This window comes from Vibrio sp. Vb1980 (genome assembly GCF_033338615.1).
GTDB lineage: Bacteria > Pseudomonadota > Gammaproteobacteria > Enterobacterales > Vibrionaceae > Vibrio > Vibrio alginolyticus.
Genome location: NZ_JAWOSZ010000001.1, coordinates 513,175 through 528,410, shown reverse-complemented (window position 1 = coordinate 528,410; position 15,236 = coordinate 513,175). Strand labels below are relative to the sequence as shown.

The window sequence follows — 15,236 nt, the reverse complement described above, 5'->3', positions numbered from 1 at the left end:
TTTGTCAAAGATCGCTAGTTTGCCACTGGAGTACCATAAGTCTGGAAAGCAGATTTTTCTGGCAGTCGATAAACGTTCTGCCCCAAAGCTTGGTTTACGATTGAAGCATTTCTGTATGCGCCAATACCTAGATCTGGTCCACCAACACCATGTTGGAAAGTCTCCGGGTTTTGAACAAAGACACGTCCAATACCTTGGTCACAACGCTGAGCAACAAAGTTAGGCTCAACTATCAAATCACCATATTCATCAGTGGCTAGCACCAAGCCTTTTAACTCGTCCAGCCATTTAGGCCACTGATGCGCATACCCAGTTGCACAAATAACTGCATTAGTATCAAGAGAAAAAGCTCGGTCTTGCTGTGATTGATAACACCTCACTTTGATTGACTGAGAGCGTTCGGTTACTTCGACCTCATTTACTTGGCTATTAGAGTACAAGCTTAATCCAGGCTCATGACCTCCAATGGATCGCTCATACAGAAGATCAAAAATCTCTGCGATAGTGTATCCACTTATGCCTTTATAGAGCTGCCCCTGCCCTTCAACGATTTGACGACGTTTTTCGCGAGAAAGAGTTTGAAAGTAGTCCATATATGCTGGTGTAAAGCACTCTTGTCCCAACTTAGACGCTTCCATGGGATGGAAACCAGCAGAACGAGTGACCCAGTTAATCCTTACTCCGGCATCAATTTGCTCAGGACTTAAATCACGATATAAGTTGAGTACGCATTCCGCGGCACTTTGCCCAGATCCTACTACCGTAACACTATTAAACTTTGCTAATTGCTCACGCATATGAGCAAACTCCGCAGAGTGTTGAATCAAAGTATGATTTGCATTTTTGGCCCAATTGGGCAACCAAGGAACAGTTCCAACACCTATTGCTAAATCTCGACTATACCTCGTCCTAACTTGCCCGCTGTTCAATTGACTTTGAATTACAAAACACTCGTGCTCTTCTGAGTATCTTACATCCACCACATTTTCACCATATGAGCAGTTTTCTAGCTGTCCTGCGGCCCATTGGCAATAATGGTTGTATTCGCTCCGTGGAACAAGAAAAGTTTCATAATAGTAAAACTGGTACAAGCGATCGTGTTGCTTAAGATAGTTTAAGTAACTCAGAGGATGAGTGGGATCTGCCATAGTGACAAGGTCGGCCAAAAAAGGAACTTGTAAGGTCGCTCCTGGAAGCAACATACCACTATGCCAATTAAACTCTTGCCTGCGCTCAATAAACTCAACGTCGAGCTCAGAATGATGAGAGCTCAAAGCGGCAAGCCCTAGGTTAAATGGCCCTATGCCAACACCAACGATATCTTTTATTGTTATATTCACTTTTTCTCCTTGATATGAGATAAAAATATTCTAACGTTCTAAAAACCTAAGCAGCAGGCTCAACTAGGTTCTTCTTACTAGTCTCCATCTTTCTTTGGTAAACTCATTTCACGTCTATAATTGAACAAAACGATCAGAGCGCAGCCTACAATCCTTGTTGCAGAGCGAGTGCTGTTACATCGTTTGCGTCTTTGCAACGTATGAGCTGCTTCACTGGCAACTCCACCGGCAAGGCTTTTTTTAGTTCGTTACTGATCTCTTTTAGATGATTAGGCCGAAGTCCCAACTGAGCGAAAAGCATATTTTCATCGATATCGTCGTCTGCTTTCCGACCAATAACTCTGCAGTAGATATCAAAAATAATCTGCTTTGTTGAATCAACAGTACTGGCTTCCTTGGGAGGTGAGTCCAATAGTTCTATGACTCTTGATTCATCAGGTGATAATTGTTTATTCAATACGACTTCAAATTTAGAAGTTTGAATCATGTGATTAAAAATCATGTCAATACGATCCAATATCAGTTTCACTAACTCATCCACAACCGCTTCACTGGCATAATCGATACTAAACATGATTGAGCCCCCTGCCTGTGCGACAAAGCGTACGTCGATAGCTACTTGGGGAGTTTGTGTTAAACCACGTTGAAGTGTCATCGGTGCATTGTCACTTAACGCAGGCCAAGACAAACCATTGGTGATGACGATAGGAAGTGTCGGCCCTGGCCTGCATCTATCAAATAACGTACGCGCTAAATCCACACCAGAAAATGAGAGGTGCTCTAGGCCTTCTAACATATCTGCTTGCAATGCCTGTGCTCGTTGAAGAAATTCGTTTTGACTAGTATCCCACTGCAAAGCAATAAAAGTCGATTCACTTGCATAAGATGTACTTATCATCGGTAATACTGGAACGGCCACACACAGCTTGCCATCACTGACAAGAGAAGACAGTGCTTCCATCGCAGCTGACATCATCACCGTATTCTTGTATAACCCGTGTTTCCCGCCTACTCGGACTAGCTTTTCCATTGTATCTTTACCAATTTCGAGACTCTGCCTCTTATATCTAGACGAAGAGATCGACTCGAGCGATTTATGCCAAGGGAAGCGCATTATCCCTTCAACAGTAGACAGTTTATTCATCCAATATTTTTCGTCCTTGGCGCGTTGAGTTATCACGTCTTCACCGTTAGGTTCATTATCAATGCGGGGAATGGATGGTGCCTCTCCCTCAAATAGTTCCACCAACAAAGATGCGATAGAGCGAGCATCAAGAATCAATGCATCAAAACGAGCAAAAACGTGAGTTTTAGCGTCAGGGAGAGTAAAAGTCGTGATATTCCATAACGGCTGTTCTAAATCAAAGATTTCATGGCTATATCTATATCTAAAACGTCCCAGTTCCTCCTCCACCATATCTGTTTTCAACTGACTTAAATCCACATGATTTAAGTTAAGTTGTGGGCATTTACTTACACGTAACTTGAGTGACTTGCTATCAATAAACTTCCTCAGGCTTGGATAGTTGGCCACCATTTTCGACAATCGACGACGAATACACACTGCTGAAAGCACACCTCGGTACTCCAACATCTCTTGCATTGCAACGCCTCCAAGAGGCATTTGTGTCGTCCTACCTAGTAAATAGGCTCGCTGCATCGGGGTCAGCTCTGCTGTTAAACACGTTTGGCAAATCAGTTTCGTTTGTAAGTTTTCCAACGGGGCAACCAATAAGCTCGGGTCAGAAATAACACTTTTCGTCAAAGCGACAAAGTGCTCGAACATCGGCGACGTCCATTCCTTTGGCAAGGCTTCGTGCCGAACATCCCAATTGATCATGATACCGCCATCAATACTCACAACCTGGGAGTCAAGCGCGACTTGAGAGCCTTGCGAAATAGTCCAGTTCATCTTGCCAAAATGCTTGTGGACTCGACGGGAGAATAGGTCACCACTAGGTAAATCAATTGCCGATGTAAAAACGATCGGTGCAAGCTGCGCACTGCCATGATGTACCGAAAGATCTCGCATTACATTCACACCATCATAACGACTATGCCCAAGTAGCGACGACATTTTAATAGCGACTAGGTGGCAAAAATCAATGAGAGTTTTAGAACCATTCATATCTACACTGAGAACGACAAAATTAACGAAGTCCCCTACTAAATCATTTGTGCCTTCAACAATTGGGGGACGCCAAAATGTAGGGACGTTAATTCTAAACGCGGTATCTCCGGTTGCTTTACCTAATGCTCTTGCAAACAAACCCAGCATCAGATTTGCGGGTGTTATCAAGTGTTGTCGGGCAACAGATAAAAGAGCTTTTCGCTGCTCAGGTTCAAGCCGAGCTGAATAATGATGGCTTTCAAATTGACTGGGATTGTAGTCTGGTAGTGGCAATGAAGGCGCTGGAGCAATACTTGCTAACTGAGATTTCCACCACTGCCTATCAGCCTTTCGTTGTAACTTTAGGTCTGGATCGGTTTTCGCTAAATCATGCCAAGTGAAAAAGGTCAAATGATCGATGAATTTTAAAGGAACGCCCTCGTAAAGCTTTGCAAAATCTTCAATTAAAATACGACAGCTATCTGGGTCTATAGCAATCATATCGGTATCGATATGTAATCGAAATGCACCATCTGATAGTAAACTCACGGAGAACTTTGCCGCTTGACCTTGAGTCAAATCAAGCATCTGATGGGCCCACTTATCTCTCTTACGACTCAATGCTTGATTCTGCTCATCTTTAGATAGCAGGCTAAAGTCGTCGATTTCTAACAGGCTATGGTTGGGCACATCTACGATAGAACCAAGGCCGAATTCATCAACTTTAAGTCTTAGCATTTCATGTCTGTGGTACAAACTTACTAGAGCTAAATTGAGCTTCTCTAAGTTGATGTTCTCGCCATCGAATTCGGTGTAAAGGTGGGATGCAACACCGCCAAGTTTGGCATTAGCTTCTCTTCCAAACCAACATGCGGCCTGCATTGGTGTTAAATCACTCATCAGCTTTCACTTTGTTGACAATTCATCGGTTAGGTGCCATTATTTTGCAAACGATAATCATTTGCAACAAAAAGCTTATTATTATTAATTAGATAAATTAAAAACGTTACTTGAGGCTATCTCTCAAGCAAAGCTAAAACAATAAGAATTTGGTCAATGTGACATAAGATGCAACGTTTATATAAACACATTGACTTTAAATAATTGGGAAGTGTCGACGCCAGTTTGTATCCGTAACGTCAACCATCCTCTGTTCGCTAAGACTTTTTCTCATACAACGAAACCGCTGTTGGTTATCTTGAAAAACTTACTTCTAAAGACAAAACGTAGCTCAACGGAAAAATTTGAAATATCAGAAAAATACTCGAAAAATATAATAATTCTTTGAAGGCCATTTACATTTCTATCAAAGAAAATAATAACAGAAAGTAATATAAAAACCGAAAAAACGATGGTATTAGACTGAAATTTTTCAAACTAAATACTAACTTTAAATAGTTTCAAGCTTAGACACATGAAACAACTAAGCTCCAAGTATTACCCGGTAGACAGTTTTAAAAATAAAATAGAGAAGGATTCTACTCAGGGTACGAATTACTCACAAAGTGTAAGTGTACATGGTAGTGACCTGTACCTTAGCCCATTAAAAAGACTCAACAGGCAACGTAATGAAACTATCCAATGAAGATCTAGATAGGCTCAATGAATTCTGGCTATACTGCATGGAAAATCAATACTTTAATGTAGGCTATCCTGAATCTGCAAGTTTTGATTACTCGATACTAGACAAGTTCATGAAATTCTCCATTAATAACTGTGGTGATTGGAGGGAAGAGAGTAATTACAAACTCAATTCATTTGAATTTGAGAAAGATGTGATGCGTTTTTTTTCCCAACTATTTAAGATATCTCATCAAGAAAGCTGGGGGTATATCTCAAATGGAGGCACTGAAGGTAACTTATTTTCATGTTATTTAGCTCGCGAGCTATTTCCAACCGGCTATATTTATTATTCTGAAGAAACACATTACTCGGTCGATAAGATCGCTAAATTACTCAATATTAAATCTAGAAAAATCCCTTCATTGTCCAATGGGGAGATAGATTATCATCAACTTGTCAAACGAATAAAAAAAGACAAACAGAATAACCCTATTATTTTTGCCAATATAGGAACCACTATGCGTGGTGCAACAGATGATATTAAGCGCATTCAGCACGATATCGCAGCAATAGGTTTAGAGAGAGAGAACTACTATATTCACGCAGATGCCGCATTAAGTGGAATGATCATGCCATTTGTTGAAAAACCACATCCCCACTCCTTTGAAGATGGTATTGATTCAATCAGCGTCTCTGGCCATAAGATGATAGGCTCCCCGATCCCATGTGGAATCGTGCTTGCCAAGCGGCATATGGTTGATCAGATTTCAGTCGAGGTTGATTACATTTCTTCACGCGATCAAACCATCAGCGGCTCAAGAAACGGTCATAGTGCCCTATTCATGTGGACTGCAATCAAAAGTCATTCATTTTCAGACTGGCAAGACAAAGTACAGCTTTGCTTAGACATGGCTGCATATACAGTGCAGCGCTTCCAAGAAGCAGGGATAAATGCTTGGCGTAACAAAAATTCCAATACTGTTGTATTTCCTTGCCCATCAGAGCCCATCTGGCGAAAGCACTCATTAGCTAATTCTGGTGATGTCGCTCATATTATCACCATGCCACATCTAGATAGTACAGAGAAACTTGACACGTTGATTGAAGACGTCATTTTCGATCTGCTACCTGACTATGGCATTCGCAACGCCTGCGGCCAAAATTAGTTCAAAACATAATCCATCAACGTCCACTTCCATAGGCTTTATATGAAAAACGATAAGAGCTCAATATGCTCTACCACGTTCTCCTTATTTTCGCTTGATTGGCTAAGTAAGGTGACAAGATGATAAGTAAAATCAGCCAACATTACGTTACGCCTAGCTTAATGCCAGCCTTAAAGCCATCGATTAAAAAGCTTGCTTTGGGAACGTTTTGTGAAGTACTTGCCGCTGTGGCAAAAGTTGGTGCACTGCTATGTTTGATAAACCTTATCGATAGATTTGCAAACCAATGGATTTACGGTGCCATAGGACTTTGGGCGGCTAGCGCACTTGCCTCATCAGTGGGCTCGTGGTTAGTTCATGATGCCGAGTCGCAGTTTTCCACTCGATTACGTCGCCAAGTTGCTCAGCACTTGACGCGCTTGCCAAGCAAGACCATCTCTCAATATGGTGATAATCAACTGCGTCGCATAGTTTCCGAAGACATCAACACGCTTCACCACATGGTTGCGCATTTGCCTTCAGAACTCGTGACATTCATTGTCGTACCCGCAACTTCTATTTTTATCATGTTGAATCTCACAGGTCCGGTAGCGATGCTTACTCTGCTCCCTGGCCTAATTGCATCATTGTACTACCTACTCTTTTTACCTAGGTTCGCCGCTAAACATGGCACAGAGCGCATGACAATAATGGGTGATATCGTTACCGCAGTAAACGACTACACAAGAGGTATCCGAGTAAATCGAATTTACGGCACGCAAGCAGGAGCACTCGACAGCTATAATGATGCCACAAGACGCTTTACTCACGGCATAGTGAAATGGGTTGGTAGCGTTGCCCTTCCAGCTGCAATTGCTACCGCATTACTTCAAGCGGTTTCGACTTTCGCAATTGCCTATACCATTGGCTATGAATTAAGTCCCGTGACAATGGCGTCGCTATTCTTTTTTGGTTTGGCCGTCGTATCACCCGCACTGAAGCTTGGCCATGGATTGGACTACGTTAACGCAGGAAAGAATGCTGCAAAGAACATCAGCGACTTTTTACAGCAACCACAAATAGAAAGTGGCAGTTTGAGCGCGGGAGAAAAACCGCTATCACTACAAGCATCAAATATCGTAGTGGCTAATGGAACTGTTAATATTATTGATAACTTCTCCCACAACTTCCCACGGGGTTCATTTACAGCCATCATGGGGCCTAGCGGAGCAGGAAAAAGTACGTTACTACGTCTATTAGCAGGTCAAGAAACACCTCTTTCAGGCTTCGTTACCTTAGGAGGCCATCAACTGTCTAAACTCTCTGAGATATCCCGATACTCCGCCATACGCTATGTACCTCAAGATATCGGTGTACTCAAAACTACCATTAGGCAGAATTTGAAACTATCAACGCCAAGTTCAAGTGACGACGAGCTGAACCAAGCACTGCAACAAGCTCAATTAAAGATTGACCTCAATTCTGATGCAAGCGTGCTTTCAGGAGGCGAGCAACAACGTGTCGCAATAGCTAACACATTTCTAACTCAAGCCAACGTTCTATTACTGGATGAACCAACCAGTGCTCTCGATAAAAATACGGCCTTCACTGTGATCAGAAATCTCGCGAAGTTTGCTAAAGCACAAGACAAGATATTGATCATAATTACTCACGACTCAGAACTCGCGAAACTTGCAGACACTACATTGATGCTCAACAGAAAGGCTCAACGACAGGATGAAGAAGTATGACGGCTCACAATACCCTCTATTCCAATTCGACAATTCCACAAAGTGCAAAGCACCGTCTATATCGAGTCGCTATAGGTTGGGGACTAGTTGCATTATTTGAGGCAACGGCTTACACATTTCTTGCAATATCTATTGTCGAACAAGCTCCACCAATGAACGTCATAATAGCTGCTGTTCTAACTGTGATAGTTACCGTTATTGTAACTCGTTCTGGATTTCTCTCTGGTGCGAAACTGGCTGGGGATCTTTATTCATCAGTAGGTCATTCGCTCAGTAAAGCAAAGTTAGCTTGGTTTAATGATCAGCATAGAACTCAGCTCACTCAACTAGCAGAACGAGGAATACCTGGCTTTATGGCCATTCCTGCTCATCAGCTACAAACATTTTTACACTCTCCAATGTTACCCATATTTTTAGTTATCGGTATCGGGGTTGTTGGAGGAGGTGAGATCGCACTACTCAGTGCCGTATTGTTACTAGTTGCAGTGCTCGTTCAGTACAAGGCGCAAAGATACCTAAGTCGCTCAGATAGCGACCGACATGACGCAGAGCTTCAAGCGACTAAATCAACACTTGAACTCATAGATCACCTTGAGTTACTTCGCTCAACAGCGGGGCCTGAGCGCTCAATCGAGCGTATTGAACAGAGTTGGCACGCACAAGAAGAAGCTCATTCAACCATTAATGGTAACGCTTCTATCGCAACCTTAGTATCAGGATTGGCAACGATTTTACCCCTTGCAGGTATCGCCATCTATCTCGTCTTAGAGCCGATTACTCAACCCTTATTAGTCTTGGCTTTATTGATATTGATTACCCGTGCAGCTGCACCTTTGGGTGAACTCGCGTTGGCAGGCTTTGCGATTAACGACGTAAAATCCTCAGTTAAAAATTACGCTCAGTTAACGAATGTCCCTGTTCTGCCTGAGCCTAATCCTCAATTTGCAACCTCCCCCAAAAACCATAAGTTCGAACTGAACCTTGTGGGCCATTTAGATCTCTTTGAAGATGCTAGCACGGAGATCAAACAAGGTGATACCGTCGTCATCAATGGAGTCAGTGGCAGTGGCAAAAGCACTTTACTGGGCCTGTTTCTAAGGTTTGATGATCCTGACCAAGGTCTTATTTCGCTCGGAGGGATAGATCTAAAGAATATCCCTTATGATGTGCTCACCCAGCATATAGCCTATGTTGCTCAAGATCCGGTCATTTATACTGGCACATTGGCGGATAACATTCGGTTAGGTAATCCCAATGCAAGTGATTATGAAGTTGAGAGCTTTGCAAGACACGCACAATTGGACGAACTTATTGACTCATCTCCTAAAAGAATACATCAAACAGTAGGACAAAGAGGCTCAGGGTTGTCAGGAGGTGAAAGACAGAGAGTCGCAATTGCGCGAGCTCTCATTAAAAAGGCGCCAATCCTCATTTTCGACGAAGCGACGGCAGCATTAGACGAAGCAACCGAAAAAAGTATTGCTCAACATATTCAAACATTGAACTCGACCGTGATTATTGTGACGCATAGCGATCAGAATATATGGTCGCCGACATTGGAACTCACAATTGAAAACGGAAGAGTCAAGGTTAAAAAGAACTGTGCCACTTCCTTAACAAGCAAAGATACATCGGCATACCAGGGGCTAAGTATAGCCATCGACACCTAAACATCCCAAAAATCAAAATCATTATAACGCTCCCCAACACTTATAGAGTTTATCTCTCGGGATTGATGCTGCTCTCCGCTCAACTATGGAGTCAGCATCATCACGATGAAACCATTTTGACTTTAATAAGTGATTGAAAATTTACGGATAGTACCTATGAATACTCTAAGAAACGTCATTAACATAAAGTCAGCGGCAACTTTACCAAGCCTAAAAAAAATATTAAATAAAACAAACTGTAGTCTACAGCTCCAAGAGTTCATCACTACGCAAAGGCAAGAGATTACCAATATTCTTTCTGGTGGCGATACTAGGCTGCTCGTTATCATGGGACCATGCTCAATACACGATCCGGTAGCCGCAATAGAATACGCACATCGATTAGCTGAAGAACAAAAACGCTATCAAAGCAGCTTGAAGCTTGTCATGCGCACCTATTTTGAAAAACCTAGGACTCGAGGTGGATGGAAAGGTTTTATTGTCGACCCAGATCTCAATGGTGATTTTAATTTGCATAAGGGTATTAATCAAAGTCGCAAACTTATGCAGTCAATTCTTGAGCTTGGAGTGCCAACTGCGCATGAGTTTCTCGATCCGAATATCGCACACTACATAGCAGACTTAGTGTGCTGGGGAGCCATTGGAGCTCGTACAACCGAATCGCAACCTCATCGGCAATTAGCTTCGGGGCTACTGTGTCCTATTGGCTTCAAAAACGGAACCGATGGAAATATAGACATATCAATAGATGCGATACATACGGCACAAGATTGCCATTCAGTGATTGCACAAACCTCTGACAACCAAACAATAGCAATAAAAACTCGGGGCAACAACAATTGCCATGTCATACTTCGCGGAGGGACTACTCCGAACTATTCCACTCAACATATAAAGCAGACCTCTTTTCAACTTACGCGTAGCAAACTTCCACTTAAACTAGTGGTTGACTGTAGTCATGGAAACAGTGAAAAGATAGCAAAAAAACAATTGGTAGTAGTGAAGGACATCGCCAACCAGATCTCATTGGGTGAAACAAATATCGCGGGGGTCATGTGCGAAAGCTTCTTGGTGGGAGGCAATCAAACAATCGATGCTGATCTGCTCACTTACGGACAGTCCATAACAGATGAGTGCTTAAGCTGGCAGGATTCTTTACTGTTTCTAGAGCACTTAAATAACGCTGTATTACAACATAAAAGTTCTCATTTAACCAAAACTGAACACTCCTAAATTCAATTAACTATTTGCAACGTGTTAATAGTACAAATAGTTATTGATTGGCTTGTTTCATACACAAACGCTGCCCGTAAATCCCCCCATGTAACCAAATGCAAACGATATAATTATTGTTAAAATAAGGACGATAATGCTATGCAAGGACAGAATGATAACAATTATCATTTGATATTGATTATCAATATCAATTATACTTCTTCCTGTTCATTTACTTAAGTAGTTGCTCCCTAATTCTATTTGGCAAAGACACCCAATCTGCATTGTCATGACTATTGGGCAATAGCCTCACTCCTAATCAAATATTCCTCTATTAGAGGAACACTTGTTCTAATAAAGGCAATTAGAGGTACAAGTTGATGACTTCCATTACATTAGTGAATTAATAAGGACTGTTTATGAAACGAGAAGTAGTAGGCTTTTCCAAAATGGCCAACGAGATGTTGGATAAAGAACTCAAAAATTCCCCGTTCTTTTTCTCATCTCCACAAAACTCGATGCTTTGTGTCGGTATCAAAACAAGCTTGACTCGCGCCATACCTTTCTCGAAACTGGCAAGCACCGCTGAAGAATTACTAGAAAGAGCTAAAACACCAGAAAACGACAACCCGGTGTTATTTGCTACCGTTCCATTCGATGAAAATACACCTACCCAACTTTGCATTCCTAAAACGCTTTATGTTTCAAGCAGTAACCGCGGCCAGAACAATGATAAAAGTGCACCACAAATAGCAAAAGTCGTCTCACCACCAACTGGGGATGAGTATAAAAATGGCGTTTCACATTTACTTGAGCTTTTTAACACCACTGAGCTGTCAAAAGTTGTGCTTTCTCGCTCGGTGAAAATAACTACCAATAAAAACATTAACCCATGTTCGCTTATACGTAACTTACTGTCCATAAACACCGACGGCTATACGTTTTGCTCCCAAATATCGGAGAGTTCTAAACTGATGGGCGCAAGCCCTGAGTTACTTGTCTCTAAAAAAGGGCATCACGTGGTGTCCAATCCGCTAGCGGGATCGCGACCTAAATCGTCTTGCGAGATCGAAAATAAAGCAGCATATGCTTCTTTGTTAGATACACAGAAAGATCTCAATGAACACAGCTTCGTGGTTGAAGAAGTAGAAAAGGTACTTAACCAGTATTGTCACAACCTATACACCCCTATGGTTCCCTCTGTAATCGAAACAGAAACCATGCTGCACTTGTCTACTCTGCTACAAGGGCAAGCTAACGAACCTAATGTCAACTCGTTAAAAATCGCCGCGGACCTCCATCCAACTCCAGCGGTATGCGGATACCCTAGACAAACAGCTTATGCTGCTATCAAAGAAATTGAAAAGTTCGAGCGAGGCTATTTCACTGGAATGGTCGGATGGTGTGATGCAAGAGGTAACGGTGAATGGGTAGTAACTATTCGATGTGCTGAAGTCAGCCAACGAGCTATGTCGCTTTATGCTGGTGCAGGGATAGTTCATGAGTCCTCCCCGCAAAGTGAGCTTGACGAAACTGGCGCCAAGATGAACACCATTTTACGCGCTGCAGGAATACAAGTTGATGACCGACTCACAGTATAAGGGAAGAGGCAAATAATGATGAACCATGAATACACACCTTGGCCAGATGACATAAGCAGTAAATATCGAGACCTAGGATATTGGCAAGATCAAACTTTGTATGACCATCTCCATACTATCGCGTCTTCTTCACCCGACGCGCTTGCAATCTGTTGTGGAGACAACACCTATAGCTACAAAGAGTTATTGGAACGAATCCATCAACTAGCAGGAGGGTTCATCAAGTTAGGTCTTCAGCCTGGCGATAATGTCGTTTTACAAATCAATAATACGGCTGAATTTTATTTCTCGTTTTTCGCTCTAACCTTCAAAGGGATCAAGCCCGTTCTCGCTCTGCCTGCACATCGCTATTTAGAGTTGAGCTATTTTTGCGATCACGCAAGAGCAAGAGCCTATATATTTTCCGAGCATGCATCAGGAGAAACCGCGCAAAACATCGCTTCTCAACTACTTGAGAACTGCACTACTGTAGACTTCGCAATTACGACTGGGGAAACTGGGAAAGGGCATGTTCACTCACTGAAAAATTTGATTGCGGAGCCCTGTGCAAAGCAAACTACTACTGCAGATAACGTTGCCTTTTTTCAATTGTCAGGAGGGACAACAGGTACACCAAAGCTAATTCCAAGAACCCATAATGACTACGCTTATAGTATTTTGGGAAGTAACAGTATCTGTCAATTTAATCAAGACACTCGCTATTTGTGCACGCTACCAGCCGCTCATAACTTTCCATTAAGCTCTCCCGGTGCTTTAGGAACACTATTTGCTGGAGGTTGCGTAATACTCAGCCTAGATGGCTCACCTGAACTCAACTTTTCTTTGATTGAACAGCACAAAGTCAATACATGCGCCCTCGTCCCTCCCCTAGCCTTACTGTGGATGCAATACGCACAGAGTGCGACACAAGATATTTCGAGTTTAAATCTCATTCAAGTAGGTGGAGCAAAGCTTAGCGAGAGTGCTGCTCGGAAACTTCCATCTGCTCTTGGATGTAATTTGCAGCAAGTATTTGGAATGGCCGAAGGACTAGTTAACTATACCCGCCTAGACGACCCTGTCGACGTCATAACAAGAACACAAGGCCGTCCTATATCGGAACATGATGAAATACTAATCGTTGATGAAGAGGGAACTCCGGTTTCACTCGGAGAAGAAGGACTATTGATGACCCGAGGCCCTTACACAATAAGAGGTTATTACAAAGCTCCGGAGCATAACCAACACTCGTTTACCGTAGACGGTTTTTATGCCACGGGAGATCTTGTCCGCCAAACCGCCGAAGGTAATATCATTGTAACAGGAAGAGAAAAAGATCAAATTAACAGAGGTGGAGAAAAAATCGCCACTGAAGAAATTGAGAATATATTACTTAAACATGATGATATTCATGATGCCGCTTTAATAGGCGTTCCTGATAAATGTTTAGGAGAAAAAAGTTGCGCTGTAATCGTCTGCAATACGAGCGCTAACCTTAAGCCCGTTGCGATTAAGAAATTTTTATACTCACAAGGAGTTGCAGAATATAAAATCCCTGATTACATCAAGTTTTGCCAACAATTGCCGAAAACCTCTGTCGGTAAAATCAATAAAAAGGCTTTAAGAGCAGAATATAGCACTTAGGTGCATCCCCTTGCATCGCTGCAGGGGGATCTCATTTATATTACTGCACCTTGAGCTTGAACTTGAGCTGCTTCCCACCAGTCTCTAATGGTATTTTTTGCCACCATTTCAGAAAGCGCGATATCTAAACCTTGCTTTTTCCAACGACTATGCAACGTCATTACACGAATGGAGTCTAACCCGAGAAAGATAAGATTTTCGTCTACATCTACTTCATCTAAATCAACTTCAAGAATATCCGCAACCTCCTTTCTCATTATTTCAAGACTGAGAGCGCTAGAAGGCAAAGAGATGTCTGAACTGACGCTTGTGACAAAGTCATCGACAGATTTAATACAACCACTTCGACCAGAAATGTATTTAAGCGTGTACATATGATCTTCTTTCGAAAAGTCTGCAATCGCGTTACCAATAACAAATGGTTTGACATCTAGCATAAAGGCATCGAGTGCTGTTGAGAGGACTCCGATATGGCCATAAACCCCAACAATAATAAGTTGGTCTCTTTGCTCCTCTCTCATCCATTGAAGTAATGGCGTTTTCTTAAACGCGCTATAGCGCCACTTGGTGTATTGAATATCACCAGATTGCGGCGATACTTCTGGCACTATCTCCGTATCTTGAGTTAGGCCTGAGCCCCAAAAATCCGTTAGGAGTGCCCTTTCTTTTGGGTCTTGATTAGCAGGCTGAGCCGTATAAACAACAGGGATGCCTGCGGCTCTAGCATTCTCTGTAACTTTTTTAACATTTTGTATAAGTTCAGGAATAGGAGACAATCTTGTATCAAAAAAGTTGAGGAAGTAAGCCTGTAAATCATGAACTAAGACAACCGACTTCTTAGGCTCTATCACCCAATCCACTTTATTGACGGGAAATGATTCTGGTTGAAGTACTTGGTATGGGGCGATCTTGGGAATGGCCATCTCACTATCCTTATTAAGAATTATCACATTAAACCCATGAGCATTTACATATTAGCTCAAACATTTATTGAAAATGAAAATCATTAACATTTAATATAAACAAATGAGAATATGAAATCAATTGATTGTTGCTGTTCTTTGGAATAGCTATATCAATAAAAAGAGCTTTGCTAACGTTATTGCGTTGTCATTTCCACCAAAATTATGCAAAGAGGCTCCCACCTCACCTTCTAATCAAGTGTTAACTTAATGATGTTCATCGTTTAGTGAGAAAGATGAACATAGAAAAGTAATT

Annotated in this window: 9 protein-coding genes; 6 read left to right on the top strand and 3 right to left on the bottom strand. The window is 42.1% G+C overall.

Annotated elements, in window-relative coordinates:
* Window positions 1–14 precede the first annotated feature (14 nt).
* Window positions 15–1,340, bottom strand: coding sequence for an anguibactin biosynthesis histamine N-monooxygenase AngU (gene angU / locus R7F64_RS02335; protein WP_047101766.1), 1,326 nt, complete (start codon window positions 1,338–1,340; stop codon window positions 15–17).
* Window positions 1,341–1,485: 145 nt separating this feature from the next.
* Entirely contained in the window at window positions 1,486–4,350 is a 2,865-nt protein-coding gene (locus R7F64_RS02330) for a condensation domain-containing protein (RefSeq protein ID WP_047101768.1), read from the bottom strand.
* Between the two features lie 668 nt (window positions 4,351–5,018).
* Here R7F64_RS02330 and R7F64_RS02325 point away from each other — a divergent pair.
* From R7F64_RS02325 to R7F64_RS02300, 6 genes are all read left to right on the top strand, one after another.
* The gene (locus R7F64_RS02325) at window positions 5,019–6,179 is read left to right on the top strand and encodes a histidine decarboxylase (RefSeq protein ID WP_047101770.1); all 1,161 of its coding nucleotides are present in this window, start codon (window positions 5,019–5,021) and stop codon (window positions 6,177–6,179) included.
* Between the two features lie 119 nt (window positions 6,180–6,298).
* Window positions 6,299–7,909: an ABC transporter ATP-binding protein gene (locus R7F64_RS02320; RefSeq protein WP_318071415.1), complete on the top strand. Its 1,611-nt coding sequence runs from the start codon at window positions 6,299–6,301 to the stop codon at window positions 7,907–7,909.
* Complete coding sequence (locus R7F64_RS02315; RefSeq protein ID WP_262596870.1) at window positions 7,906–9,579, top strand: ATP-binding cassette domain-containing protein; 1,674 nt, start codon at window positions 7,906–7,908, stop codon at window positions 9,577–9,579. Before R7F64_RS02320 ends, R7F64_RS02315 begins: the two co-directional genes overlap by 4 nt.
* Before the next feature lie 156 nt (window positions 9,580–9,735).
* Entirely contained in the window at window positions 9,736–10,812 is a 1,077-nt protein-coding gene (locus R7F64_RS02310) for a 3-deoxy-7-phosphoheptulonate synthase (RefSeq protein WP_318071414.1), read from the top strand.
* Window positions 10,813–11,207: 395 nt separating this feature from the next.
* The gene (locus R7F64_RS02305) at window positions 11,208–12,395 is read left to right on the top strand and encodes an isochorismate synthase (protein ID WP_171345589.1); all 1,188 of its coding nucleotides are present in this window, start codon (window positions 11,208–11,210) and stop codon (window positions 12,393–12,395) included.
* Window positions 12,396–12,413: 18 nt separating this feature from the next.
* On the top strand, window positions 12,414–14,018 hold the full coding sequence (locus tag R7F64_RS02300) for a (2,3-dihydroxybenzoyl)adenylate synthase (protein WP_262597012.1): 1,605 nt from the start codon (window positions 12,414–12,416) through the stop codon (window positions 14,016–14,018).
* 35 nt (window positions 14,019–14,053) lie between these two features.
* Here the strand turns inward: R7F64_RS02300 and R7F64_RS02295 are convergent, their stop codons facing one another.
* Entirely contained in the window at window positions 14,054–14,941 is an 888-nt protein-coding gene (locus tag R7F64_RS02295; RefSeq protein WP_047101780.1) for an isochorismatase family protein, read from the bottom strand.
* Window positions 14,942–15,236 lie beyond the last annotated feature (295 nt).

Excerpts from the sequence above, each read along its gene's own strand:
- R7F64_RS02320 (WP_318071415.1), top strand. The coding sequence starts at position 6,299 with ATGATAAGTAAAATCAGCCAACATTACGTTACGCCTAGCTTAATGCCA.
- R7F64_RS02325 (WP_047101770.1), top strand. The coding sequence starts at position 5,019 with ATGAAACTATCCAATGAAGATCTAGATAGGCTCAATGAATTCTGGCTA.
- R7F64_RS02330 (WP_047101768.1), bottom strand. The coding sequence starts at position 4,350 with ATGAGTGATTTAACACCAATGCAGGCCGCATGTTGGTTTGGAAGAGAA.
- R7F64_RS02315 (WP_262596870.1), top strand. The coding sequence starts at position 7,906 with ATGACGGCTCACAATACCCTCTATTCCAATTCGACAATTCCACAAAGT.
- R7F64_RS02300 (WP_262597012.1), top strand. The coding sequence starts at position 12,414 with ATGAACCATGAATACACACCTTGGCCAGATGACATAAGCAGTAAATAT.
- R7F64_RS02295 (WP_047101780.1), bottom strand. The coding sequence starts at position 14,941 with ATGGCCATTCCCAAGATCGCCCCATACCAAGTACTTCAACCAGAATCA.
- R7F64_RS02310 (WP_318071414.1), top strand. The coding sequence starts at position 9,736 with ATGAATACTCTAAGAAACGTCATTAACATAAAGTCAGCGGCAACTTTA.